The organism is Vibrio sp. MarTm2 (assembly GCF_027587055.1).
GTDB classification, from domain to species: Bacteria; Pseudomonadota; Gammaproteobacteria; order Enterobacterales; family Vibrionaceae; genus Vibrio; species Vibrio sinaloensis_D.
Genome location: NZ_JAPPTK010000008.1, coordinates 155,645 through 182,510 on the forward strand (window position 1 = coordinate 155,645; position 26,866 = coordinate 182,510).

At 47.0% G+C, this 26,866-nt stretch carries 22 protein-coding genes; 12 read left to right on the top strand and 10 right to left on the bottom strand.

Annotation, left to right across the window (positions count from 1 at the left end; all coding sequences use genetic code 11):
• Positions 1 to 44 precede the first annotated feature (44 nt).
• Entirely contained in the window at positions 45 to 1,271 is a 1,227-nt protein-coding gene (locus OH458_RS15645) for a carbohydrate porin (RefSeq protein WP_269979020.1), read from the top strand.
• 39 nt (positions 1,272 to 1,310) lie between these two features.
• Here OH458_RS15645 and OH458_RS15650 read toward each other — a convergent pair whose 3' ends face one another.
• The gene (locus OH458_RS15650; RefSeq protein WP_269979021.1) at positions 1,311 to 2,201 is read right to left on the bottom strand and encodes a LysR family transcriptional regulator; all 891 of its coding nucleotides are present in this window, start codon (positions 2,199 to 2,201) and stop codon (positions 1,311 to 1,313) included.
• 124 nt (positions 2,202 to 2,325) lie between these two features.
• Here OH458_RS15650 and OH458_RS15655 point away from each other — a divergent pair, with 124 nt between their 5' ends.
• Positions 2,326 to 3,648: an amidohydrolase gene (locus tag OH458_RS15655; protein ID WP_269979022.1), complete on the top strand. Its 1,323-nt coding sequence runs from the start codon at positions 2,326 to 2,328 to the stop codon at positions 3,646 to 3,648.
• 314 nt (positions 3,649 to 3,962) lie between these two features.
• Here the strand turns inward: OH458_RS15655 and OH458_RS15660 are convergent, their stop codons facing one another.
• The 3 genes from OH458_RS15660 to OH458_RS15670 are packed head-to-tail and all read right to left on the bottom strand — an operon-like array spanning position 3,963 to position 9,555.
• Complete coding sequence (locus OH458_RS15660) at positions 3,963 to 7,073, bottom strand: efflux RND transporter permease subunit (protein WP_269979023.1); 3,111 nt, start codon at positions 7,071 to 7,073, stop codon at positions 3,963 to 3,965.
• Between the two features lie 4 nt (positions 7,074 to 7,077).
• Positions 7,078 to 8,157 carry an efflux RND transporter periplasmic adaptor subunit gene (locus tag OH458_RS15665; protein ID WP_269979024.1) on the bottom strand — a complete coding sequence of 360 codons (1,080 nt, stop codon included), beginning with the start codon at positions 8,155 to 8,157 and terminating at the stop codon, positions 7,078 to 7,080.
• A gap of 48 nt (positions 8,158 to 8,205) precedes the next feature.
• Positions 8,206 to 9,555, bottom strand: coding sequence for a TolC family outer membrane protein (locus OH458_RS15670; protein WP_269979025.1), 1,350 nt, complete (start codon positions 9,553 to 9,555; stop codon positions 8,206 to 8,208).
• A 144-nt stretch (positions 9,556 to 9,699) separates the two neighbouring features.
• Here OH458_RS15670 and OH458_RS15675 point away from each other — a divergent pair, with 144 nt between their 5' ends.
• Positions 9,700 to 9,975 carry a cold shock domain-containing protein gene (locus OH458_RS15675; RefSeq protein WP_269979026.1) on the top strand — a complete coding sequence of 92 codons (276 nt, stop codon included), beginning with the start codon at positions 9,700 to 9,702 and terminating at the stop codon, positions 9,973 to 9,975.
• Positions 9,972 to 10,976: a hypothetical protein gene (locus tag OH458_RS15680; protein WP_269979027.1), complete on the top strand. Its 1,005-nt coding sequence runs from the start codon at positions 9,972 to 9,974 to the stop codon at positions 10,974 to 10,976. Before OH458_RS15675 ends, OH458_RS15680 begins: the two co-directional genes overlap by 4 nt.
• A gap of 192 nt (positions 10,977 to 11,168) precedes the next feature.
• On the opposite strand, the gene OH458_RS15685 is transcribed toward OH458_RS15680, so the two are convergent.
• From OH458_RS15685 to OH458_RS15695, 3 genes are all read right to left on the bottom strand, one after another.
• Positions 11,169 to 12,215: a GMP reductase gene (locus tag OH458_RS15685; protein ID WP_038193226.1), complete on the bottom strand. Its 1,047-nt coding sequence runs from the start codon at positions 12,213 to 12,215 to the stop codon at positions 11,169 to 11,171.
• A gap of 480 nt (positions 12,216 to 12,695) precedes the next feature.
• Positions 12,696 to 14,324 (bottom strand): methyl-accepting chemotaxis protein, encoded by a 1,629-nt coding sequence (locus tag OH458_RS15690; protein WP_269979028.1) that lies wholly within the window; start codon positions 14,322 to 14,324, stop codon positions 12,696 to 12,698.
• Between the two features lie 251 nt (positions 14,325 to 14,575).
• Entirely contained in the window at positions 14,576 to 15,016 is a 441-nt protein-coding gene (locus OH458_RS15695; RefSeq protein ID WP_269979029.1) for an Lrp/AsnC family transcriptional regulator, read from the bottom strand.
• 131 nt (positions 15,017 to 15,147) lie between these two features.
• On the opposite strand from OH458_RS15695, the gene OH458_RS15700 reads away from it, so the two are divergent.
• Both OH458_RS15700 and OH458_RS15705 read left to right on the top strand, forming a co-directional pair.
• Positions 15,148 to 15,732, top strand: coding sequence for a LysE family translocator (locus OH458_RS15700; protein WP_039624397.1), 585 nt, complete (start codon positions 15,148 to 15,150; stop codon positions 15,730 to 15,732).
• A gap of 96 nt (positions 15,733 to 15,828) precedes the next feature.
• On the top strand, positions 15,829 to 16,599 hold the full coding sequence (locus tag OH458_RS15705) for a siderophore-interacting protein (protein ID WP_269979030.1): 771 nt from the start codon (positions 15,829 to 15,831) through the stop codon (positions 16,597 to 16,599).
• A gap of 46 nt (positions 16,600 to 16,645) precedes the next feature.
• On the opposite strand, the gene OH458_RS15710 is transcribed toward OH458_RS15705, so the two are convergent.
• Positions 16,646 to 17,518: a LysR family transcriptional regulator gene (locus tag OH458_RS15710; protein WP_269979031.1), complete on the bottom strand. Its 873-nt coding sequence runs from the start codon at positions 17,516 to 17,518 to the stop codon at positions 16,646 to 16,648.
• Positions 17,519 to 17,654: 136 nt separating this feature from the next.
• On the opposite strand from OH458_RS15710, the gene OH458_RS15715 reads away from it, so the two are divergent.
• The 6 genes from OH458_RS15715 to OH458_RS15740 all read left to right on the top strand — a co-directional run bounded on the left by OH458_RS15715 (position 17,655) and on the right by OH458_RS15740 (position 24,409).
• Positions 17,655 to 18,056 (top strand): hypothetical protein, encoded by a 402-nt coding sequence (locus OH458_RS15715; RefSeq protein WP_269979032.1) that lies wholly within the window; start codon positions 17,655 to 17,657, stop codon positions 18,054 to 18,056.
• A gap of 66 nt (positions 18,057 to 18,122) precedes the next feature.
• Positions 18,123 to 19,802, top strand: coding sequence for an RluA family pseudouridine synthase (locus OH458_RS15720; RefSeq protein ID WP_269979033.1), 1,680 nt, complete (start codon positions 18,123 to 18,125; stop codon positions 19,800 to 19,802).
• A 164-nt stretch (positions 19,803 to 19,966) separates the two neighbouring features.
• A complete protein-coding gene (locus OH458_RS15725) occupies positions 19,967 to 22,099 on the top strand; it encodes a sensor domain-containing diguanylate cyclase (protein WP_269979034.1) in 2,133 nt (710 codons plus the stop codon).
• A 148-nt stretch (positions 22,100 to 22,247) separates the two neighbouring features.
• The gene (locus OH458_RS15730) at positions 22,248 to 22,727 is read left to right on the top strand and encodes an OsmC family protein (RefSeq protein WP_269979035.1); all 480 of its coding nucleotides are present in this window, start codon (positions 22,248 to 22,250) and stop codon (positions 22,725 to 22,727) included.
• Positions 22,724 to 23,161 carry a hypothetical protein gene (locus tag OH458_RS15735; protein WP_269979036.1) on the top strand — a complete coding sequence of 146 codons (438 nt, stop codon included), beginning with the start codon at positions 22,724 to 22,726 and terminating at the stop codon, positions 23,159 to 23,161. The genes OH458_RS15730 and OH458_RS15735 overlap by 4 nt, the downstream gene beginning before the upstream one ends.
• 81 nt (positions 23,162 to 23,242) lie before the next feature.
• Positions 23,243 to 24,409, top strand: a complete 1,167-nt coding sequence (locus tag OH458_RS15740) for a DEAD/DEAH box helicase (RefSeq protein ID WP_269979037.1) — start codon at positions 23,243 to 23,245, stop codon at positions 24,407 to 24,409.
• Between the two features lie 38 nt (positions 24,410 to 24,447).
• Here the strand turns inward: OH458_RS15740 and OH458_RS15745 are convergent, their stop codons facing one another.
• Both OH458_RS15745 and OH458_RS15750 read right to left on the bottom strand, forming a co-directional pair.
• The gene (locus OH458_RS15745) at positions 24,448 to 25,788 is read right to left on the bottom strand and encodes a diguanylate cyclase domain-containing protein (protein ID WP_269979038.1); all 1,341 of its coding nucleotides are present in this window, start codon (positions 25,786 to 25,788) and stop codon (positions 24,448 to 24,450) included.
• An 8-nt stretch (positions 25,789 to 25,796) separates the two neighbouring features.
• The gene (locus OH458_RS15750; RefSeq protein ID WP_269979039.1) at positions 25,797 to 26,768 is read right to left on the bottom strand and encodes an ABC transporter substrate-binding protein; all 972 of its coding nucleotides are present in this window, start codon (positions 26,766 to 26,768) and stop codon (positions 25,797 to 25,799) included.
• Between the last annotated feature and the right edge of the window lie 98 nt (positions 26,769 to 26,866).

The following is a 26,866-nucleotide window of genomic DNA, read 5'->3' on the forward strand; positions in this document are numbered from 1 at the left end:
GGCTTAAAGTACGTAAACCAATACCGTAACCATAGAGAACTTATATGAAACGCTCACCGATCGCTTTCGCGCTAACAGCGATGTTTACCAGCTATAGCGCAGCCGCCGTCGCTAATTCGACTTTTGACAATACACTGAGCCAAGATTGGGGTGGTGTAAGAACAAATCTTGCCGGCTCTGGAGTCATCGTGAAAGCGGAGTACACTAACGTCTATCAAAAGCCTCTCAATACAACGCCAAACGACCGCTCAAATACTTCTCACCGTTTTGATCTATTTACCCAATTTGACTTTGCAGCGCTCGGGCTATGGCAAGGAGGCAAGCTCAACACGCAAGTAGTTGCCAGCAGCGGCACGGCAAATGACTTTGGTCTATCGCAAATTTCGAGCCCGAACTCAACACTGTTCGCCCATGATGACTCAGTCATGGTTCCGACGTTCAACTATAGCCATCAGATTAGCCCTGCGACACAAGTCTTGGTTGGTAAGTTTGATGCGATTGAGATGATGCGCCCCGCCAGCTTCTATGGTGGCGGAACGCGACATGGCTTTATGAACTTAGCCTTTTCCGCGCCACCGAGTGGCGTAGTGCCGCCTTCGTTTGTCGGGGTCATTGCGAATCACAGAGTTGGCAACACCCTTTGGAACGCGATGGTGTTCGACCCAAGAGATCGCTACACCGAAAACTTGAATACTAAAGGTCTGTTTGATGATGGCGTCAGTGCTAGCTTCGGCTTTGCGCACTTTACCAAGCTGTTTGACCGTCAAACTCTGCTGTCAGTTAACTATGCTTACAGCACTGAGAAAGGCGCAGACTTTAGCTCACTGACACCAGATTTAAACTTCGAGGCGACTGCACAATATAAATACAACGCACGTTTCCAACTGTCGCACAATTTAGTTGAGCGAGAGGGTAATCCGGCGGAATCTTGGGGCTTGCACCTGCGCGGTTCACTGGCTGATGGCAACCCGAATGTCTTTAACGCGACCTTCGCAGGCGGACTCGGCGGTAAAGCACTGTTCTTCGGTCGCCCGATAGATACTTGGGGCTTAGGTTATTACTACTACGATCTGTCTGACGATCTACAAGACAGCATCAATGCATTACCTACTCCTTACAAACTGCGCAATGAACAAGGGTTTGAGGCTTATTATGCGTATGAGCCAGTACCTTGGTTAACGGTAACCGCTGACCTTCAATACGTCACTTCAGCGCTCAATACACAAGATAAAGCGTGGTTGGCAGGTCTTCGCACCAATATTCGCTTTTAATCATCGACAAAACGCTCCATCAAACACGATGGAGCGCTTTTAACTTAGGTATTGCTTGCTTAATTGACACACAGTTTTCGCAATCTCACACAATTGCTCATCACTGCGGTAATGAATGGGAAAAAACGCACACAGGTTATGTGGCTGTGATTGCAATACTTCTTCCAAATCGAGCTTAATTAGCCCCTTTTTCTTTACTTGAGAACTTGCCAGCCATTCTGGAATAATGGTCCAGCCATCTTGCGCGGCCATCTCTAACAACAGGTTCGTATCGGTAATAACTTGTTTGTTTACCGACATGGGATAAGCCCCAAGTCCCCCGTTTGCGGCGCTCTCTGTCATGTATTGTTTTACTAAACGCAGATCATTAAGGCTCACCGACGCTTCCTTAGCCAACGGGTGCTGTTTGGACAGGTAGGCTGAAAACCGCATCGTTCCAAGATTAATCACATCCAACTCGTGGGATGTCGCTATCAAGTTTTCACTCGCCATCAAAGCGATTTGCGCCCTTCCTTGTTTTATCTCAACAAACGCGTTTTCTCGCACACGATCAAGAAACTGGACATTTAGGTGCGGAAATTGACTCGATATGGCGGCATGGAGGCTAGTAAGCAAGTTCATAGGCACCAAAGGGTCATGGCAAATAACCAGCTCCGTTAATGTCGAATCATGCAGTGACAGAAGCGTTTCCTGCAAATCTCTAGCATGCTTGCCCAAAAGCACAGTGCGCTCATAAATGGCTTTTGCGGCTTGGGTCGGCGTTAATCTCTTACCTTCAAGTTCAAACAAAGCTAGCCCGGTCGAGTCTTCTAACGCCACGATCTGCTCTCTAACCGTTGTACGTGTCTTACCCAACACTTTGCCAGCCTGACTGTAAGAGTTCGTCACGAAGACCTGATTAAAACAATGGATTTGTTCAAGAGTAAACATCGTCGCCCCCAGCAAAAATGTACGCACTTCCCTATCATTATGCATTTCTTTGATTTCTCAATCCATCTTAATATCAACACGAAAGATAAACCTATCAAACAACGCTTACATAAGGTGAAAAAGAATGAACCTACTAAGAAAAGCTTCAGTGCTTGCCGTCACAATGGCACTCGCGACAACAGTTAATGCCTCATCTATTGAAATGACCCAGTTTGTCGATAGCAAAACCGAGCGTCTGCAAGAAATATACAAAGACCTGCATGCCAACCCAGAGCTAGGGTTCATGGAATACCGCACTGCGGGAGTGGTAGCCGATGAACTGACCAAACTCGGCTTTGAGGTAAAGACAGGCATTGGTAAAACGGGCGTGGTTGGAATCTTAGAAAATGGGCCGGGCCCGGTTATGATGTTCCGCGCTGATATGGATGCTAATGCGGTCAAAGAGGAAACGGGTCTGCCTTACGCCAGCAACGTTAAAGTCACCAACCTAGACGGAGAGGAAACGTACGTCTCGCACATGTGTGGTCATGATGCACATACTACCTGGCTGATCGGTTTAGCCAAAGTGATGGCCGAAATGAAGTCTGAGTGGCAAGGCACGTTGGTATTGGTTGCTCAGCCAGCAGAGGAGCCGATTGAAGGCGCACAGTCTATGGTGCAAGATGGTATGTACACGACTCATGGGGTACCTGAACCAGATTACTTCATCGCAATGCATACCTTCCCATTCGCCACGGGTACGGTATTGGCCTCTCCAGGTCGTGTAAGTACCGGCTCTGATCATATCGACGTCACTTTCCATGGTGTTGGTGGCCATGGTTCTTCTCCTCATCTAGCAAAAGATCCTGTGCTCATGGCTGGACAAGCGATTGTTCAACTGCAAACCGTGGTGTCTCGCCATATTGACCCAACGGATGTTTCGGTATTAACCGTTGGTTCAGTGCAAGCGGGTGTCGACAACAACGTGATTCCTGAAGAAGCGACACTAAAGCTCAAGCTTCACTTTTCAGACAACGATGTTCGCAAGCAGATGCACGAGTCCATCACCAACATCGTTAACAACATCGCTCGCTCAAACGGCGTGACGGAAGAAGACCTGCCGACGATCACCTACAAAGGCTTCGCTGCGGCCATGGTTAACGATCCAGAACTGACGAGTCTGATTCAGAAAGAGCTGCGTGACGCGAATTATGTCAACAAAGTCGTGCCTCAGTTCCAAGCACCAGCATCGGATGACGCAACAACTTTAGTTGACCATATTCCAGGGGTAAAAGTGTCTTACCTAGCCGTTGGTTCAGCAGAGCCTAAGCTGGTTGAGCAAGCACATAAGAATGGTCAGCATTTCCCGTTTATGAACCACAACCCTGACTACCAAGTCGACCTTGACGCGATCGGTAAAGGGACCAAAGTAGCTTCAGACATCATCCTTAAGATCATGGAAAAATAGTGTTACCTCACTAACAAAATATAGGGTGCACGGACGCACCATTTTTGCATTTGCTACAACGCTCCCTCCTGCTTTCAACGACCCCCAGCCTAGTCAAAAACCCTTGTTGTTTGACCTTCCACTGGTTCTGTCACACTACCGAGTTGTTCAGCCAATAAAGTAACCAAGCAACCCTGCTGCCATGCACACAGCGTTTACCTCTCCCCTCTCTGAGACTTGAGCTTTACTCTCTAACCCGTAGTGATGGGTAAACATGACGCACAAAAAAGCGGAGCTCAATTGAGCTCCGCTTTACTGCTTAACACTGCTATTTGTTACGCTTTCACTTTTTCACGCAGTTTTTGGAACACCGCATAGAATCCCGGGGTCGTAATCGAGCCCACCGCAAGTACCATCAACATACCGCCCAACAAGGCAAGGCCTGTGGTGTTTTGCGCGGTCGCACCCGCACCTTGTGCAAACGCAAGCGGTAAAATACCCAGAATAAACGACCACGATGTCATGTTAACCGCTCTAAAGCGCATCTTACCACCTTGGATAGCTGCCTCTTCAATCGATAGACCTTGCTCTTCACGCTTAATCTTTGAGAACTCAACCATCAAGATGGCGTTTTTCGCCGCTAGCGATACCAACAGAATCAAACCAATTTGTCCGTAAATCGACAGCGCTTGACCACCCATTAGTAGTGCAGCGTATGTGCCGACCGCCGCTGTTGGCGCAACAATGATGATGGCCGCTGGCAGTGCCCAAGATTCATACTGCGCCACCAAAAACAGGTAGATGAATACCAAAGCGAGAATCATCGCAATTTGTGCTGTACCGCCCGCTTGTTTCTCCTGGAACGCCATGTTGGTCCATTCAAACGTGTAACCCGACTCAAGCACTTCGCCTGCAATACGCTCCATCGCTTCAATGGCTTGACCCGATGAGTACCCTGGCGCGGCATTTAGCTGAATACGCGCAGCTGGTAGCATGTTGTAGCTCGTCACCAAGTCAGGCTCAAGTGTCGGTGAAATCGTTGCTACCGTTGATAATGGAACCTGCTTACCGCTGTTTGATGGCACATGGATACGCAGAACATCATCCAGATCGTTACGCTGCTCACCTTTTGCCTGAACGAACACACGGTAGCTACGGCCATTGAGTGCGAAATCATTCACGTAAGAAGACGCAAGGTGGGTAGCCATCGCATCATTGATTGCGCCTAGCGTTACGCCCATTTGACGCGCTTTTTCGCGGTCAATGTCTACGTGGTAATGAGGCACATTGGCACGATAAGTTGTCATCGCACGGGTGATCTCTGGTGCTTGGTTCGCCGCTGCGACCATAGCGTAAGTCATCTGAGCCAGCTCTTGTGCGTTGCGACCGCTCGTATCTTGCAGCATGAATTCAAGTGAATCACCTGCACCCACGCCCGGAATGGCTGGCATACCCATGGTAAATGTCATCGCCTTATCGATACCATGCAGCTGACGATTCAAACGCTGTGCGACTGCGGCCTGAGTATGGTCACCCTCAAGCTCAAGACGCTCATCCCAGTGCTTTAAGTTGATGAACATGGTCGCCGAGTTTGACGCCACACTGCCGGTTACGGCGTTAAAACCAATCGCACCGGCATAATCTTCAATAGCTGGGTCATTATTCAAAATTTCTTCGGCTTTGCGAATCAGCTCATGAGTACGCTCTTTTGACGCGTTGTCCGGCAAGAACATCGCCAGTGCCAATACCCCTTTATCTTCAGCCGGAACAAATGCGGTTGGTAGCTTAGCGTTCATCGCGACCATAGCACCAATCGCCACAATGAAGGCCGTACCCAACACCAAGCTCTTACGAACCATCAGTGCTACTGCTTTACCATAAGCGTTGGTCACGCGATCAAACATGCGGTTGAAGGCAACAAACCATTTTGCAGGTTGGCTGTTGCGCTTCATCACCATGGCACAAAGTGCTGGTGATAGAGTCAGCGCGTTAATCGCAGACAATACTAGCGCGATACAAATCGTGATTGAGAACTGAGCGAACATCAAGCCGGTAATACCCGGCAACATCGCAACCGGGATAAACACCGCCAGCATAACGAGCGTCGAAGCGATGATAGGGCCAGTCACCTCTTTCATTGCTTGAATGGTCGCTTCCTTGCTTGACCACTGTGGCTGTTCTTCAAGAATACGTTCGACGTTTTCGACCACTAAGATCGCATTGTCTACTACAATACCAATCGCGAGAATTAAGCCAAATAGCGTCACCGTATTGATACTAAAGCCGCCCATCTGCATAAAGGCGAAGGTACCAATCAAAGAGACAGGAATGGCCACAACAGGCGCTAACGTTGCACGCACATTGCCCAAGAATAGGTAGGTCACCGCGATAACCAGCAGAACCGCTACTAGCAGCGTTTCGACGATGCTCTTAATCGATGCCTCTACCGCAAGCGTTGTATCGTAAGGGATAGCATACGACATGCCTGCTGGCAAAATAGATTCAATGTCTTTCAGCACCGCTTTAACCGCTTCACCCGTTTCCAATGCGTTCGCATCTGGGTTCGCTTGCATCATCACTAGCGCCGCTTCTTGACCATTATAGTTAGCATATGCGTCGTAGAACTGGCTGCCAATTTCAATATCGGCCACATCCGCAAGGTGAATATGGTTACCATTAGCGAGGGTTTTGACAATCACTTGTTCAAAGTCTTGTGCACTAGATAAACGCCCTTGTGTGATCAGGTTAAACTGAAGCGCGGCATTTTCACGGCTCGGACCTTGACCAATACGGCCCGCAGGGACAACCGCATTTTGCTCGCGAATCGCATTCTTCACTTCTACTGTGCTGACACCCAGAGCCGCCATACGATCCATATCAAGCCACACACGCATACCATACGTCGCACCGATTAGGTCACTGGTCGCCAGCCCTGGAATACGCGCAATACGCTCCATAAAATTGGATTCCACCCAAGAGTTAAGCTCAAGCTCAGACATTGACTGGGTTTCAGAATAAAACGCTACCGCTAGCAGATCGTCAGGTGTCGCTTTACGAATACGAATACCACGGGCACGCACTTCGAACGGCAGCATGTTTTCCGCTACCGCGACACGGTTTGAAACGTTGACCATCGCCATGTCAGAGTCGACACTGTTATCAAACGTTATATTGAGGAAGTAACGGCCATCGTTGGTTGAACGCGACTGCATGTACACCATGCCATCCACGCCGTTGACCTCTTCTTCGATCGGGTTACCAATCACCTCTTTCACTGTTTCTGCACTGGCTCCGGGCAGAACAGCAATCACACGAACCTGCGGAGGCGTCACACTAGGGTACTCAGCCACAGGCATGGTTTTAATCGCAATCAGGCCGATCAAGGTCAGGAAAATCGAAATGACAAACGCAAATTTTGGTCGATTGATGAAAAATTGACTTAGCATGGACCTACTCCGCTACCACTACTTGAGCACCTTCCCTAATGCGCTGTAGACCACCGATAATGATTGGCTCTTCCACGGCCAAACCTTGTGTAATAAAGACGTTTTGACCAATGCGGTCTGACACTTCCACATCTCGACGAACCGCAATCCCATCTTCAATCGTCAGGACGTATTGCGCCTTGTAATCTTGGTGAACTGCCGCATGCGGAATTGTTACACCAGTAAGCGCTTGAGTCGGCGCTAGGCCAACACGTACATACTGATTCGCTGTCAGCAAGCCTTGCTCGTTGTTGAATGTTGCCGCGAGATCTATCGTGCCACTTTGTGGATCAATCTTGTTGTCAACAAATGAAAGAACGCCTTCGCTGTCAACAACTTCACCAGCAATTTCTAGTGAAACCCGTGTTGAGTCTTGGCGCGAAAAATCACGTACAGCGACGTCGGTTTGCTTGAGTGAGAAACTCGCTTCAATCGGATGGATTTGCACCACGTCGGTAAGTGGTCCAAAGTTAGGTCCAACCATATCGCCGATAGAGAACAGGCTCTTACCCAATTTGCCACTGTACGGCGCTCTTACTTGGGTTTGTTCTAGGTTATCTTGTTGGACAACAAGGTTAGCTTGCGCTAATTCAACGCGGTGTTTCGCTTGTGCGAGTTCCGCTGAGCTTAAATCAAACTGCGCTTGAGATACGCCACCGGTTTTCAACATGTTTGCATTACGTTGATGGTTCAGCTCTGTAAGTGCTAGCGCTGCTTTCGCCTCGCTCATCGAAGCCTTGGCGGCATCCAAAGCGGCTCGATATGAGGTCGGGTCGATCTCAAATAGAACGTCACCTTTCTCGACTAAAGCCCCATCTTCAAAGTTTTTCTTGAGTAAGTAACCTGTGGTTCTTGGCGTCAAATTGGCGGACTCAATCGCTTGCATTCGGCCGACGTAATAGCTAGTTGGGCTGTGAAGGTGTGCCTTTGCAGTGACCACACTAACAGGGGTTGCTTGAGCCACGTTTTGCTGGTCACTTTCATTTGAACTACCACAACCCGATAGCAAAAGGGCAATCGCTGTGTATAAGGGCAATTTTCTCATGAGTTTCTCTTTATTTATTAATTTGATTGAGTGGGTGCGGTGTAATCACTAAACATCTAGCAGGCGATTAATTGCGTTTAGCGCTTCGTCATCGAGAACACCTGCTAGGAAATGCAGTTGAAGATTTGCGACTAAGAAATCGATCTGAGCGGCAGTTAACTGCTCTTTCGCTGAGTAAAGTTGACGCGTCGAGTCAAGCACGTCAACGATAGTGCGCGTGCCAATGTCTAGCCCTTGTTCCGTCGCGTTTAATGCCGATTCGGCAGAAATCACCGCCTGTTGATAAGCAGATTGCGCACTTTCAAGTGCCACTAAATCTTTTTCTGCGCTGCGCACTTGGCGTGCGACCTGTCGCCAAGTATGGCTTTGAAGTTCAAGTGCCTGTTGGTACTGAATATTGGCTTGTTCGACTCGATTTTCCGTCGCGCCACCACGGTAAGCGGGCAGAGACATTGCCACTCCGGCAAACACAGTCGCATTGTTGTCTAGGTCTTGAAACGAACCTTTTGCTTGTTGTGGGCCGTTGCTACGGGATTGAGTAGCAAACGCATAGCGATACTCTGCCACCAAGCCAATCGTCGGCATATGACCCGCTTGAGCAAGGGAAATCTGCTCTCGCGATAGCTTAACCAGTTGACGTTGAATCTCCATTTGCTGGCTCTCTCGCTGAGCAAGCTCTTGCCAGCTGATGTAACCATTGGGTTGGGGGAGCGAAACCTTAGGCAGATTGGCACCCAATGAGGCTACTCGTGTATATTCGCGACCCGTTAATTCGTACAGGTAGTCGAGCGCCTTTTCCAACTCGTTGTGAGCAAAAATCACCGCCGCTTCCGCTAGGTCATATTGCGCTTGGGTTTCTTTGACATCATTCTCTGGCACGAGGCCGTTATTAAAACGATGCTTCACTTGAACCAAATGCTCACCTATCGCTTTCTTGGTGGCTTTAACCTGTTTTTGTTTCTCTTGCGCTTTAAGCGCATTGAAATAGCCATTGACCACACTCATCTGCATCGTCGCTAGAGCGTAATCATAACTAACCTTGCTGAGTTCATGCTGCTGCTCAGCAATGGCACTCGCTCGATTAAGCTGATCATTAAAAATATTTTGCCCAACAGATACGGACACTTCTGCACCTTGGCCATCGGTTTCGTTCATCGTTGTCCAATCATTTCGCAGCGCACCATACTGAACACCCACATCCACCTGTGGGCGGTATTGACCATCAATGATGGCGCTGCCTTTACGCGCACTATCCATTTCCAGTGCCGCACTAGCCAATATCGGATTGTTCTCTAGTGAGTCTAGATAGAGTCGCTGCAAGTCAACAGTATGTGCCACTGCGGGCGCGCCGCTAAGTGTCAAACTGACCCCAACTGCTGATAACAATAGTCTGTTCATAGTTTTACTCGCTGTTTTACAACGTAATTACGTGATTAATCGTGTTTAATGACGCTGTTTTACTGAGAAACCAGTGCGAAACGTAGGCTCGGAAGAGCAGGAATTGTTTCAGATCAGCTTTCGCGGCGGTAAGAAAGGAAAAGCGTGGCTACGCTCGGCTTTTTTTGTTATTTAATTTATTACTTATTAATTAGGAGAGAGACACTAGAAATGCTGGGACTGAAAGCGAAAGTAACCTGGTTTAACTCTGAGAAAAAATTTGGCTTTGCGGTGCCCGATGTCGTTCCCATTGATGTGTTGATTGATCTTTCCAGCATCAACTTGGCCAACATGGAATTAGCCCTTGGGCAGCGAATTTACATAGAAATCGAAACACCTGACGACGGTGGCTTTCGCGCCACTGCAGTGATACCACTATGACGAATGCAGTATCGGTAACGTCTAAGCCTGACAATAAACGAGGGAGACCCAAAAGCGCTCCATTAATAAAACAGCAACGTCACGTAGCGAAACGCTATCAAGATCTACTTAACGTGCGTCAGCAATTCAACCTAGAGCTGAAACAGCACTACCCAGATTTAAACCCTGCGGAACTCAGCGATGTCGCCCAACTTGTTCTTGCTACTGCAGAAGAATATCGCTTATGGTCAGAAATCGACAATCGGCTGCTCGCCATTCAGAGGCACAAAGACCCAGAAGCTCAATTTTTGCTCCAGTCGGAGAAGCTCCAGCAGGACTTAGTCCAGTTGCAGACTACTTATCAGTTAATACTCTGTCAGCGTAATCAACCTATCCTACCCAGTAAAAAGTACTGGCGACATGCTAACAATGAAACAATCAATAAGGCGATTTCATATTTAAGTTATCAACCAGCTAACGAACAAACTGTTACGCTCTATGGTTTTGCTCTTTGGCTCAAAGCACAGTGTGCTGAGTATGAAGAGAAGTGTGGTGTTAAAACTTGGCGAACATTGATCAGAAAGGGGCTAGGCCACATCATTGAAAAACGCATTGGTTTGATTTACCCGATACACAGCGCCAAAACAACTGGTCGTCCGAAGCTCCCAACGCCTGTTGTTCTTGTCAGGGCGGAGCAAGCCTTAATCGATGATTATCAAGAGCTCGCCATAACTTATCGTGCTCAACAAATACGACCACTGACACCAGAGCAAGTTTGGCGAAACCAACAACATAGCAAACTCCAAAAAGTTGGCCGTAAGCCATTAAGTGAGCGCCAAAAAGCACTAAGAAAACGGAGAAAACTCGAGGAACAACTGTGTGAATTAGAACGTAATAAAAAAGCAATATTGGCAGCGGAGTCAGAGAGAGTGACTGTACGTGGACGAAAGCCTCTCACCTACCAGCAATTAAGATCGAGGTTGCTAGAAAAGATACAAGCACTTACCAAACTTTCGGCTTAATAAACATAGAGCTCAACATAATACAGCGTAAATGACTACGGCAGTTGAATTGTCAACGACGCTGATTCTTTGTTTGCATGTACAAAGTGTATTTTAGTAAAAGTGTCTCAGGTTTAGAATTTTCCCAAAGTTCAGGTTAAAAAAGAGCCGCAGAAGCGGCTCTCTATGATTCGTATTTTCCGAAGTATTAGACTACTTCTCTTTACCGAATACATTGTTCTCTTGCTCTTGAACGCGGATGAAAGTCGTACGCTTCGTTAGCTCTTTAAGCTTTGCAGCGCCTACGTAGGTACACGTTGAGCGTACACCACCAAGGATGTCAGAGATAGTACCGTGAACGCTGCCGCGGTATGGCAATAGTACGGTTTTACCTTCAGCTGCGCGGTACTTAGCCACACCACCTGAGTGCTTGTCCATTGCTGACTGTGAAGACATGCCGTAGAACTTCATGAAAGTTTCACCGTCTTTTTGAATGATTTCACCGCCTGACTCTTCGTGACCTGCAAGCATACCGCCTAGCATGACAAAATCCGCGCCGCCGCCGAAGGCTTTAGCCACGTCTCCTGCACATGAACAGCCACCGTCACCGATGATCATGCCACCAAGACCATGAGCAGCGTCACCACATTCGATAATTGCTGAAAGCTGAGGGTAACCCACACCCGTTTTTACGCGTGTAGTACATACTGATCCTGGGCCAATGCCCACTTTAACAATGTCTGCACCCGCTAGGATGAGCTCTTCACACATATCGCCCGTTACCACATTACCCGCAGAAATTACTTTATCTGGGAAGGCCGCTCGAACGCGCTCTACGTACTCAACCAAATGCTCTGAGTAGCCGTTGGCAATATCAATACAGATGAAGATAAGTTCTTCAGATAGCGCCATGATGTCTTTGGTTTTTTGAAAGTCAGCGTCTGAAGTGCCGGTAGAAACAAACACGTTGTTAAGCGTTGCTTTGTCTGCCGATTTAACGAAGTCGGCCCATTGTTCAACGCTGTAGTGCTTGTGAACAGCTGTCATAACGCCGTGCTCAGCCAGTGCTTTTGCCATCGCAAAGCTACCTACCGAGTCCATATTGGCAGCAATAACTGGAGTACCAGACCATTGACGACCACTATGCTTGAATGTAAACTCGCGGGTTAACTCAACTTGAGAACGACTTTTAAGAGTAGAACGCTTCGGGCGAAATAATACATCTTTAAAGCCTAACTTAAGTTCTTGTTCGATACGCATGATAAATTTTCCTGTAAGCAAATTTACGTGTCGTGCGTTTTCGGTAAACGTTGGCAGACGTTTTACTGAGTTTCGGACACAAAAAAACCGGAGCGTTGGCAGACGCTCCGGTTTTCAGCATTATAGGCCGCGATTTATTTCCCGCAAGACTGATATTTCTAATTTTTTTATGCTACAGTTCGGTTAAGTTGCATACCTAAGCACACTCCCCTCCTCGCCAAACCTTTAAAAGCCTCACAAAAACAAACACTTAAAGAGCTACCAACTAAACGTTTGCGCAATCCTTTCCTTACCATCGGCGAATACTATTCAAGCATTCGGTTGCTGGATCATTATGTTCAGTTCACAAACTGGTATTTTTAGCCGAAGAAACAATCTCTGCTTTTGAGTGCTAACTGATGATTTAACACTCACAAAACGCCAAAAAGCAGAAAACGCCGGAGCACCTTCTGCTTTCATTTCGAACGATGGCTGAATTAATTAGAGCTTAAAGAACGCCAGTTGCGCTTTTTGCTTCTCTGCCAGTGAAGATAACTCTTCGCTTGCACTCGCACTCTGGCAAATGCCAGACACATTTTGATTCACCAGTTCAGACATGTTTACCACGTTGCGGTTAATGTCTTGGGTTACTTGTGACTGCTGCTCTGCTGCGGTTGCAACCTGTGTATTTGCGTCGTTAATGTTGGTCACGGACTCAGTGATACCCTGCAACGCACTGTTTGCTTGTTGCGCCAGTTCATTGTTTTTGGCCAACATTTCCAAACTAAGTTGCATGCTGTCGTTTGCCATACCCGATTGCTTTTGTAGCTCTTCGATGATGGTTTGGATTTCACCAGTTGACTCTTGAGTACGCGCGGCAAGCATACGTACTTCATCTGCCACAACCGCGAAGCCACGACCAGATTCACCCGCACGTGCCGCTTCGATAGCCGCATTCAGCGCCAATAGGTTCGTTTGCTCAGATACACCGCGAATCACTTCAATCACATCACTGATTTGCTCCGACTGCTCTTTTAGTGACAGAACCACTTGAGCCGCATCGTTAAGCGCGTCGCCCATTTGAGCACTTGCCTGATTGCTCTCTTCGAAGATTTCCATGCCTGATGCAGCCAGTTGATTTGCTTCACGCGCTGTAGAATCAGCCACTTGCGCGTTGTCACTCACGTTATCGGCGGTACTGGAAAGCTCATTTACGGCAGACGCAACTTGCTCAATTTCCGCCAACTCTTGCTGGGCATTCGCTTGAGATTGTGTCATTACAGCAGCAAGCTCTGTTGATGCTGAAGCCACCTCTTCGCTGATACGCATCAGTTGATCAACGGTTGTATGGAGCTGCTCTGCGGTCGTATTCACGTCTTTACTAAGCTGAGAGATTTCGTTTTCACCATCGGCATTGGCGCGAATCGATAGGTTACCCTGCGCAAGCTCTCGCATCACTTCTTGCAGTTTTTGAACTGGCGTAACAATCATTCCAGATAGGACCCACGCAACCAACAATGAGATCGCTAAAACACTCAATACAAGGAACATCGCCATGTTTTTCACTTTGGCGTTTTGTTCAACACTTTGGGCCATTGCCAGCGTCGCCGCGTCATTAACCTTTTTCGAGAGTGCGTTGATTGACTGCACCATTTCATTGCCAGCAATACGATACTGGCTAATAAAGTTGCTGTACTCAAGTTCAGTCGCTAGCCCGTCGTCTTTACGGTGAAAAAGAGCAACCCCTTGGTTAGAGAACTGAACATAGTTTTCAATTGAGGCACGCACGGTAACGATGTCATCACGGAACGTTTTGCGCTCACGTATTAGGTCAAGATCTTGATCCATTTCACGCATGGCAGTTTTTAGTTCACCAAGAAACGCATCACGGCGAGACGCATCATAAATGGCATACACTGCACTAATGCGAAGTGGGTATACTTGGTCGTCAATCTTGGCCAATGTATCTTTGTAAAATACGAGTGAGTCAATATTGTCGTTGATTCGATCTTGCTCTGCTTCCAAATTATTTTTGGTCACCCAAAGGGCGATAAACAAAGCAACGGTTGTGAATAGCACAGGTAACAATACCTGTGTACGAATAGACAAATTTTTTAAGGATAATTGCATTATTGTTCTCAATCAGATCGGTTGAGTCGTCCGTGAACTGGGAATATTCCCATAAGAATTGTGGGGCGAAGTCTAACATAATATGTGATCAATGCCACAAAACATTGTTGGATAATTCATCAGTTAGGCAGTGACTTTTGTAAATATGCATTAACAGACACATGCAACAAAGTTATAAAATCAAATCAAAGCCAATACATTGATTAAAAACAAAGAGGATTGAGATCGCTGACAACGCCGAAAACCTCTTGCTAGCGCTCATCTTTCGGCGAGTCCATTACCACCATAGTCGTAATAGATTGAACTTGTGCACACTCACCAAGTACATCCGCATGAAACTTTTTATAACTGGTTAGATCCTGCGTTTCCACTCTGAGCAAATATTCGTTGGCGCCGGTAATGTTGTGACATTCAACTACTTCATCAACAAATCGAACGTGTTCTTCAAACTCTAATTGTGCTTGCTTGCGGTGGCTTGCCAATCCAATAGACACATAGGCAACAAAGCCAACCCCTCGTTGAGCGCGGTCAAGAACCGCTCGATAACCTTTGATTACACCGCGCTTTTCCAAATCTTGAACGCGACGCAGCGTCGCCGATGGAGACAAACCAATCCGATGAGCGAGATCGACATTTGATAATCGTCCATCCTGCTTTAGCTCATGCAATATTCTTTCTTCATACCTATCCATTACACACCTTTATTGCAAACAAACACCTAATCATTCGAATAAAAACACATAATTGCGCTTCAATCTACTTAAACTGTTTCTTGACCGGTCAAACACATCAATTCATCTGTTGTAAACGTTGAGGAGACACTATGGAATTACAACAACTCAGTGCGTTGGCGATGTTTGCCTTTGTTTCTACTTTTACCCCTGGGCCAAACAACCTCATGTTGATGACTTCTGGCGCCAATGTTGGCTACCAGAGAACCTTGCCGCATATGCTGGGAATTACCTTAGGGTTCGGGTTTATGGTGCTGCTGGTAGGATTGGGGTTAATCGGCGTCTTCAATGCCTACCCGGTCTCTCATACCGTTTTAAAGTGGCTGAGTCTTGCCTACTTAGCTTACCTCGCGCTCAAAATCGCCCGTTCTGGGAAAGCGGAAACCCGTGACGACTACAAACCCATGACCTTCCTTGGCGCTGCGTCTTTCCAATGGGTTAACCCGAAAGGCTGGTCGATGGCACTCAGTTCTGTAGCGATCTACAGCAGCTCTGGGAATTGGCATGAACTGTTGATCATTTCCGCCATGTTTATGCTGGTGAATATGCCGTCATGCAGCTTTTGGGTACTTGCAGGGCGCGAGTTACAGCGATGGTTGACCTCCGCCAAACGCGTACGAGTGTTTAATCTCACCATGGCGGCACTGCTTATTGGTTCGACAGTGCCTATGTTGTGACCGCCTGCGCAAATGTAAATTTAATTAAAGAGGCTTCGGAACTGTTTTTTTACCTGTTACTCTAAATGAGAATAAGAATAACTATTGAGTAGAAAGATGAAAAAACCTTCAGCTAAGCTTGTCACCGTTACCGATACTTTTTCCGTTACTCCAAATATGCAGCGCATCACTCTACAAGGTGAAGCGCTGGCTGATTTTCCTCTCGACTGCGAAGGTGGTTACATCAAGCTACTGTTCAATCAAGTGGGTGAAACCGATTTGTCTCAGCAAGCGGAAGATAGCCGCCCTGTCATGCGTACTTATACGATTCGTCGCTTTGATCCGAATAAATCGCAAATCGAAGTCGATTTTGTAAAACATGTCACCGAAGATCAGCAGTGTGGCTTTGCCGCGCGTTGGGCAATGGCAGCAAAACAGGGGGATACGATTCATATCGCGGGCCCTGGGATCATTCAAAACATGAACCTTGATGCCGACTGGTATTTTATGACCGCCGACATGACCTCTTTACCCGCGCTATCAGCGAAGATTCAACGCTTACCGCAAGATGCGCAAGGGTACGCTGTGATCAAGGTTCAAACCGAAGATGATATACAAACGCTAGAAGCACCAATAGGTATGCAGATCGAATGGGTGACCCAAGACTCGTTAGAAAATGCCGCTAAACGCAAGCCTTGGCTCAACGGTCAAGTCTCGGTCTGGTGTGCTTGCGAGTTTGACTCGATGCGTGCGCTGCGTCAGTACTTCCGTAATGAACACAACGTAGATCGTGAATACATATACATCAGCAGCTACTGGAAACAAGGGGTATCTGAAGATGGCCACAAAGTACTCAAACGGCAAGATGCCGAACGCCAACCTAATTGAGGTTTGAAAACTCCACCAGACGAGCTTGAAGTGAACAACTTCAGGCTCAGTCTTTCAACTTTTCGGCTAAAAAATCAATCAGTAAGCGTACTTTAGGAGATAAGTTTCGGTTTTGCGGATAAAGAGCCCATATCCCTTCTCGCTCATCCCGATAATCACTCAAGACTTCAATCAAGCTGCCTGTATCCAACGCCGATTGGACATAATAATCAGGCAATTGAACCAAGCCTAAACCGCGTATCGCAGCGTCAAGCAGTGAATAACCCGAGTTGCAGTGAATGCGCCCAGAAACGCGGATTGACTTTTCACCTTTACTGTCTTTGAAGCGCCAGTAATCAACCGATCCCACCAAACATTGGTGATTTGAGAGTTCAGACAGTGTATGAGGCTCACCAAAACGGTCGAGATACTCTTTACTTGCGCATACATAAAGTTGACGGCTCGACAAACGCTTTGCGACTAAACTTGATTCTTGCAGTCTGCCTAGTCGAATCGCGACATCAACGCCCATCTCAATCAGATCGAGCTTTTGATTCGTCAGATTCAAATCCAAATCAACTTGTGGGTACTTTTCCAAAAACTGATGCAGCAAAGGAGCGAGTTGCTGCTCTCCATAAGTGACAGGGGCCGTCACTTTTAACAACCCCTTTGGCGTTGATTGCATTTGAGTAACGGCTAACTCCGCAAGCTCTAACCCTTCGACTAACTGCTTACACTGCTGATAATAAAGTTGCCCTGCTTCGGTAAGCGAGACTCGCCGCGTGGTTCGATTGAATAACTTCACCGCCAAACGCTCTTCCAACGACGAGACCCTGCGGCTAACCTGAGCGACAGAAGTATCGAGCTTTTTCGCTGCTGCGGTGAAAGATTGCGTCTCTGCCACGCCAACAAACTCGCTGACACCTTCCCAATTTGCCACTACATTTATCCATCAAATACATGCTTAACTACTTCTTATTGTTGCACTGAGGTAATAATAAACGCAACACGCTTATCGCTGTAAAATGGCGCGCTTGTGGTAAACTTTTTCCTTTATTGGCTATTGAATTAAATCCATGTCTAAATTGAAACTGTCTTTGCTCGGCACTCTAGTGGCCATTGCGGCGCTACTTGCTTACGTGTTTATCCCAACGCATGTGCGCTTGGGTAGCGAAATAACGAATCAACAAGTGGGCGAAAACTATCGTCTAGTCGGTTACAAGGCAATCTCAACCAAACCGCAAGACGGTAAGCTGAACCATTACTTCCTGATTGCGAAAGACGCCACGATTGACAATGCCGAACCTTTCTTAATCAGCTCTGATCCATTCTTAACCGTCGATAGCGTCGTCGACAACAAACTTAGCTTGAGTATTAAAGGTCGCGTAAAACACTTTGATAATGACCTCTGGGTCGAAAAAGGCGATGGCAAGGTTGAGCACTGGTACATCAGCGCCAACATTAACTACGTGCGCTAGACTAGCAATCCCACCACAAACAGGTAAAATCACGCCCCTGTGATTTTGCCTGTAGTGAACCCGTCCATGCACCAACCGGAACAACTCTTTACCCGTTTTGACACCCCAATCGACGGAATAACGCTTCCAGAAAAGTTTACCTTCCCGTTCTACTATCAGCCTCATCCGCTGTGTGTTCTCGCGGCCGAGCAATTGCAAACGCATTTGACTCACCAAACTGACTGGCAGCACGATTTTGGTCTGACGGGGAATCAAGACGGCATTGGCAAGATGTTTGGCGTGCTTTTGGTGCACTCCCCTGAAGGAGAACTTGGCTACTTTTCAGCATTCTCTGGAAAAATCGCCGATCAAAACCTGCTACCCGGTTTTGTGCCGCCAGTGTTCGATATGTTGGCAGAAGAGAGCTTTTTCCGATCAGATTTAGCTAAGATAACGAAAATTAACGAGCAGGTAAAACAGCGGCAAGCCAATCCAGAGCTCCATGCGCTTCAACAACAGTTAGCGCAGTATCAAGATGACTATCAGCAAGCGGAGCAAACCCAGCGCGAACTGATGATTCAAGGCCGTGCGGCTCGTAAGAAGCAGCGAAAACTCGCAGAGCAAACGCTGACTGACGATGCGTTAAAACTGGCGCTCGATGATCTGGCTAGGCAAAGCGTGGCAGAAAAGAATGCGCTTAAGTACCTCAAACTGGAATGGGAAGAGAAAATTAATCAAGTTTCCATTCAGTTGAATGAGCTAACCGAGCAGATCGATGCGATCAAACAGCAGCGCAAACAGCGCTCCAGTCAACTGCAAAACAAGTTGTTCGAGCAGTACCGCTTTTACAACATCCGTAAAGATGAAAAATCTCTTAAAGCGATTTTTGCCCCAACGACAAGCCCAACCCCACCAGCGGGAGCCGGAGAATGCGCAGCACCCAAGCTGCTTCATTTTGCATTTAAACACGGTTACACACCGCTCGCTCTGGCCGAATTTTGGTGGGGCGTGTCGCCAAAGTCGGAGATTCGCAAACACAAAAGCTACTACCCGTCTTGCAACAGTAAATGCCAACCGATTTTGGGCCATATGCTAGAAGGTATGCGTGTTGACGACAATCCGCTAGAGAAAAGCTGGGCAGAAGACAAAGAGCTAGAAATTGTATATGAAGATGACGCCATGGTGATCGTCAACAAGCCGTCCGGTCTGCTTTCTGTCCCGGGTAAGACTATTACCGACTCCGCCTACACAAGATTGCAAAAGCGCTACCCAGATGCTGAGGGGCCATTTGTTATTCATCGACTCGATATGGCCACGTCAGGAATCTTGGTATTCGCTCTAACCCGACGCGCTAATAAAAACCTGCAGAAACAATTTATCTCCCGCTCTGTGCAAAAACGCTACATCGCACAGATTGAAGGTGAAGTCCAAGCGCAAAATGGCACCATTAACTTGCCTATGCGAGGCGATCCAGTAGACCGACCGCGTCAGCTTGTCTGTTACGAGCACGGAAAACCCGCTGAGACCTACTGGGAATTGATCGAGACATCCAACGGGCAATCAAAGCTCTATATGCATCCCAAGACAGGAAGAACGCATCAACTCCGTGTCCATTGTGCTCATCATCTCGGGCTCAATATGCCCATCGTCGGTGATGCGCTATACGGGACGAAAAGTGATCGCCTGCATCTGCATGCTCAACGCCTTGAACTACACCATCCTTACAACCATGAGCCAATGACTTTCAGTGCAAAGTGTGAGTTTTGATGATATCCACTGGTTGCTTAGTAATTAGCAATAGTTTTATAAATAACCCTGAATCATCCTGTGGTTGAGTTGATATTTTTGTACCATGCACTCATTTGACGCAACCTTTGTTTAAAAACTCATACAGAACGATATATACTATAGCGCTACTAAAGGGAGGCTCAATGAACAATCAAGCTCGGGATGAAATACAAACCATCTATTCTCAATTTCAACGCTTTCCCGGTATTGATGGCGCAATCGTCATGGAACAACAGGTATACGCGATCTGTGCGAAATATGACATTGAGTTGCCTCTCGCTCAGTTTCATTTTATTGAAGGATTAAAATGTAACCGAACAGATCGTATTGCAGAAGCGATTGATCACTACCTGATGTGCCTTGAGCTTGTCACTGGGGAGGATGAAATTCTCGCCCTTCACGCCAACATATTGCTGGCAAGCCTCTATACTGAGCAAGAAAATTACTACTCCGCCTATTTGATGTATAAGCGAGTGATCGACAACAGTGAAAGGCTCGATGATAACTACATGTCACTCGCTTATTGCAACGTCAGCAACTTGTTACTTCAATTGCAGCAATATGACATGACCGTCGATTTCGCGAGTAAAGCAGTATCTAGCGCACGAAAAGTGGCGAACAAGTCGATTGAGTCAATCAGCTACCTAAACAAGGCATTGGCCCTTGCGCTTGCAGATCAAATCCATCAGGCGATCGAGTGTGCCAATCACGCTTTGATGATCGCTTTGCAGATTGATAACCCGCGCACCATCGCCTATGCCTACGGCTACCTTGCGCGTATCCAGTCGATGTCTGATGATTACTCGATAGACGAGGTAAAAAGACATTTTCAACTCGCCAACAAGTACAGTGTTGTTCTCAAAGATAAGTACATTCGAATGGAGAACGACACCTATTACGCGCAATTTCTGGAAAAGCATGACATCGACTCGGAAGCGATCCAGTTGTGTCGACAACTAGAAAAGCTCATCGACCCGACGTGCAACATCAAGTTTCATCTGCTCTACTGCCAAGTAGCGATTAACCTGGCGAAAAAGCACAATCAAGCCAAACTGGTTTCCCTGCAAGCGACATACATAGAAGCCGCCAACCGCGCGCTCGCAGATACCCGCCAAAAGGAATACGCTTCCATCATCAGTAAAGTGAAGCAAGCCGCGGATGACCAAAAACGCCGTCTACAGCAAAAAATCAAAGAGCACATTGAAGCCATTACAGAAATTGGCCAAGAGTTAGCGACCTGCCATGACATCTCGGTTCATTTGCCCTCTATTTTTAGCAAGATCACCAACATCATTCCGAGCGAAGAATTTGGTATTGCACTTTATGATGAACAACAAGGCATTCTCGATTATCGCTACTTTTACAACACTAAAGGGCCGATTGAGCGCTTCTATGTCGACTGCAACAAACAAACCAGCATCGGCTCTTATGTGGTCAAAACTAAATCCATGGTCCACCTAAACAATGCGGATGCCACCAGCGTGAGGGCCGCGATTGGCTTAAGCGCCGATAGTGACAATGCGGCCATTCATCGAAAAGCGGACACCCCATCGAATCAATCACTGATGTTTACTCCCATCCTGTTGGGGAGCAAAGTGCTGGGTATTATGTCTACGCAGCATACGGAGGCTGGGCAATATCAACCCCACCACTGCCAACTGTTTGAGCAACTCGCCAGTTTTATTGCCATCGCACTCGAAAACCATGTCCAGCGTCATAAGCTGCAACAAGCCAACAACTTGTTGGACAACTTGTCGAAAACCGATCCATTGACCAAGCTCTACAATCGCTATCAACTGGATACGATTGCCCCGACGCTGATTCAAAAAGCAATCAATCAAGGCACGCAAATCGCTATCGTCATCATCGATATCGACTTCTATAAAGGCTACAACGATCAGTTTGGACACCAAGCCGGTGATAATGCGCTGAAGATCGTCGCCGCCAACATCAGCAACGCGTTTTCAGACACATCCATCGACCATATCTTTCGCTATGGTGGCGATGAGTTTCTGGTGCTGTGCGATGGCCAAACCGATAAGCAGGTCATCCGCAAAATCCATCAGTTGCAAAGCGCTATCTTGTCATTAAAAATTGCGCATCCACGTTCTTATGCAAGTGATTACCTCACACTCTCGATCGGCGTGTCTAATCATCGTCTTTACAAAGAGCAACCATTAGATTTCAACGACTTGTTCAATGTTGCAGATAGCGCACTCTACACAGCAAAAGAGCAAGGAAGAAATCAGTTCCATTTGAGAAGTGATGATAGTTAACAAAGGGTTGGGTGCAACATTGTGCGAGTTCCTATCCCGGCTGTGAGCCAGCTCTGCCTTTCTGACCGATAGACAAAACTTCTATCGAAGCCCTAGCAATGACGCGTTACCATCAACAGCCACCACATAAGTTTGGAGTAGGGTAGCCGTGTCCGATTATTCAGCCACGATTCGCTGGCAGCGTCAGCAAAATGAACCTTTTAGCGACAATAAGTACAGCCGAGGGCACCTGTGGGAGTTCGACGGCGGTGTCAGTATCCCAGCCTCGTCATCGCCTCATGTGGTTCCGCTCCCCTACTCGGTCGCAGAAAACGTTGACCCAGAAGAAGCCTTCATTGCCGCTATTTCCAGTTGCCATATGCTGACATTTCTCGGCATCGCCGCAAAACAGCGGTATGTTGTGGACTCCTACGTTGATACCGCGATTGGTGTCATGGCCGAAGATGAAAACGGCTATACCTCTGTTACCGAGGTGACACTCTCTCCTACTATTTGTTTCTCCGGCGACAAGAAACCATCCTTTCAGCAAATCGAGAAAATGCATCATTTAGCGCACCGGCACTGCTTTATCGCGAACTCGGTCAAAACCGACATTAAATTGAATCTCACCCACAAGGCAGAGTCATGAAAAACAAAGCGTTATTAGCCACTTTCATCGCTTTCGGCGTGTTCATTTTAGTCGGCCAGCAAGCCAACTTGTTTGGCTCAAACAAACCGGAATCTTTCCCTAAATTACCAGACTCTCCCCAATTTGCGGTTTCAACGCAGCACGATGGCACCTGGCTAGGGCGTCGTGTCGATGTGACAGGCAACAATATGTGTGAGCGCACCACCATCACAGGCAAGGTTGTCGATGGATTTGCAACGCTGAACCTAACGTACAATGGAACATCTCTTAAAGGATGGATAAACGCGGACGAAGGCGAGCTCACTCTCTACGCTTCTAACCGTCAATGGGATTACCGCTTCAGTGGAAGTGTTGGAAGAGACAAAATTCAAGGCAAGTGGTACCTGACTAATGGTCCATGTAAAGGAACCTGGTATCTCGAAAAACAAGTCTAATCACACTCACCAGTTCATGGTACACTCTGCGTCAATTCAGGGGATTTGGTTCCTCAAGACTATTAACACAGAGTGTCACCCATGCCGTTCGCAAAACTAGGCCTAAGCCAACCGTTAACTCAAGCCATTCAATCTCTCGGTTACAGCAAACCCACAACCATCCAAAGCAAGGCGATTCCTGCTATTTTGCAAGGGGATGACCTTATTGCGGCCGCTCAAACCGGCACGGGAAAAACCGCGAGTTTTGTCTTGCCTATTCTTGAAAAATTGTCGAAGGGTGAAACTCAGCGAAAAAAACGAGTACGTGCGTTAATTCTTACGCCAACTCGCGAACTGGCTCAGCAAATCGATCAGAAAGTGCGCGACTACGGTCAAAACTTATCACTTAAGCCTCTCGCAATGTATGGTGGCGTGGATGAAAAGCCACAAAAGCAAGCCCTTATCGAAGGTGTCGATATTCTTATCGCAACACCGGGTCGATTACTCGATATGTACTGTAAGCGCGCGGTTCACTTTGAGGAAATCGAAGTGTTGGTAATGGATGAAGCAGATCGCATGCTTGATATGGGCTTCATTGATGACATCAATAAGATTCTAGATCGTTTGCCAACCGATATTCAGCACCTGTTGTTCTCCGCGACGCTTTCTAACAAAGTACGAGACTTGGCGAAAACCGCCGTGCATGACCCGTTTGAAATTTCGATCGCCGCCAATCAAGCATCAAAAAAGAACATCGAACAATGGCTTATCACTGTTGATAAAGACAAAAAATCGGCTCTGCTTAGCCACATGATTAAAGAGAATAACTGGGACCAAGCCCTGATCTTTATCGAAACTAAGCACGGTGCAGCCAAACTGGCATCGCAGTTAGAAAAGCGTGGGATCGAGGCAGAGGCCTTCCACAGTGGACGCAGCCAAGCGGTGCGCTCTAAACTGCTGGCTGACTTCAAAGCAGGCAAAATCAAGTACATGATTGCAACCGGTGTCGGCGCGCGTGGTATCGATATCGAAGGGCTCACTCGCGTAATCAACTATGACCTGCCGTTCCCTGCCGATGAATACGTTCACCGCATTGGCCGAACTGGTCGTGCAGATGCGCAAGGCGAAGCAATTTCGTTCGTGTCAAAGGACAACTTTAAAAATTTGTGCATGATTGAAGCACGTTTAGGTCACCTAATTGAACGCCGAGTGATTGAAGGATTTGAACCACGCAAAGTCGTGCCGATGAACAAAAGACTCAATCAATAGTCCCAATCGAGTAAAGAGGCCAAGTTGGCCTCTTTTCTTTAATCATCGACCACTTTAAGTACATTAGAGGGTTTCTCTTTGGCGAATACGAAGTGGCTGCCTTTGCGCTCTTTAGCGATATACATTGCCTGATCGGCCAATTTCACTAAGTCACGATGATTGTCAGTACAATTCGGGTAGACGGCAATACCGATACTGACGCCAACATAATAACCACTATTGCCGATAACAATCGGCCGCTCAACTTCGTGAATGATTTGAGTCGCTTTAGCGGAAATGAAAGACTTGTCCGTTAGTAAATCTAGGCACACAACAAACTCATCCCCGCCGAAACGGCTCACGATATCCGTCTTCCTCGTGACGGTTAAAAGGCGCTCAGAAAGACGTATCAAAACTTCATCACCAATATCATGGCCGTAGGTGTCATTGATCTCTTTAAACTTATCCAAATCGAGAAACAGCAACGCTACCAATAGCCCTGTTCTCTCTGCTTTCTCTAGCGCGGTTTGCAAGCGTTTTTCCATCGACCGTCGATTGAGCAATGCCGTCAGAGAGTCATGCTCTGACAAGTATTCTAGCGCATGCGTTTTCTTTTCCAGTTCAAGGGTCTGTTTACTCACCTCGTTCTCCAACTGAGACTTAGTAAACACACTGTGCTCTAACTCTTCATTCATTGCGTTAAATGTTTTTCCCAACGTACTAAACTCATTGTCTAAGTGGTCGCAGTGAATTCGATGGGAAAAACGACGCTTTTTAACGCTATTAATAGCCGTTGAAATCGCGCGCGCGCCAACTCGGAAGCTTTTAAGCAGCATAAACGCAGCCAAACTCATTCCGACAGAGAACATCACCAGCACAAACGCAAGATAGACCATGGTCTCCTCGATTTTAAGGTTGGTCTGGGAAAGTTCGGTTTTATGTTCGCTTGAAATGTATTCGTACATGTTTTGAATCAACATATTGTAACGCCCCGTCAATACTGCTTGTCGCTGCGCGATGAAATCGCGTCTTGCAGACAACGGCTTGAGCTCGGCTTGAAACTGCTTGTCTTCCGATAGAAGTGCGGTAAGTTGATTATTTAATCGGTTGAGCTTAGTTAATTTACTCACATTGACGTTGGACATGGCCAATCGTTCAGACAAGCGTTTTTGCTGCTCGACGAGATTAGAAAAGCTTTTGTCGTCTTTATATTCTAAATAGTGCCATAGCTCACCTTGCAGAGCACTGACTTCCGTCTGGATCTCAAGAAGTTTCATGTGGTTACGTGTTGCATCAACGTGTTGGTTGTACAAACTGTACATTGACCATGCGGATATCACTGTCATCAGAATACCAATCCCAAGCAGCGTATACATTTTAGAAGTGATTGAACCTTTCATTGTCACTCCTAATCCACTGTTTCTAGAAGTTGATAGTCAACCAAAGCTCTGACATCGACAGGATCACCTTCAAGAATATTACGCTCTGACGCCCACCTTGCTTGCAGTTGTAAATTTGATAGCAGACTGTAGTCGTTGGTGAGCTCAAAAACGTAGTCATTCCAAGCCCAGTTCACTTGCTGAGGTAATATGCCGAGCTCTTGGCTGATAAGAACGATGCTGTCATCTGGATTCGCTTCTATCCATTCAATGGCATCAGACAGTGCTAGCAAGAGCAATCGGTCTTGCTCCTTTCTATCCCCTGCTCTTACGGATTTAGATAACAGATTAAAGGACAATTGATAGACCCCCTCTGTGCCCAAGTTGACCAACGGAGAAGCAGATACGAGCGTCGCTCTATAGCCATACGGCTCCCAAATTGAAATCGCATCAACCTGATACGAGAGCAAAGCCGCAACCAACTCATCTGGCTGGAGGTAAACGCGCTCTACCTGCAAATCTTGTAGAGCATGAGTGATTAACAAGAGATCAAAGTAGAATTCACTCGAACTCGACTTAACAATGCCCACTTTTTTGCCAGCAAGATCCGACAGTTTGCTAATGTTATTCGCGTCGAGCGATAAAAGTTTGAGGTCATTACTTGAACGGACAAAACTCGACAAAATCGAGACATTGCTATGATGATAGCGATTAAACAGTGCCACAGTTTCAGACGCGGTCGCGTAATCAACTTTGTCTTCTTGCAGCAAGTTGGCGCACTTCACTCCACCTTTACAGGGCATGATTTCAACATCCAGCCCGTGTTTAGTAAAAAAGCCTTGCTCTTGTGCAATAAAAAACGGCGTACTGAGAGGCGTAAGTGACACAGCAACTTTCACCGAATTCTTATCTAACCCATGAGACGATCGTTGCTCCTCAATAAACCACCAACTACTCGCCGCCAATACCACTATAAACGTAACAACTGGCACAATCTTCATTCGACGCTCCCTTCGAACTTATCACCCTTAAGGATAGTAAATCAGTTGAATATATCGAATCTCTATATCGGTATAAATCCATCCCTTTATCACACGGT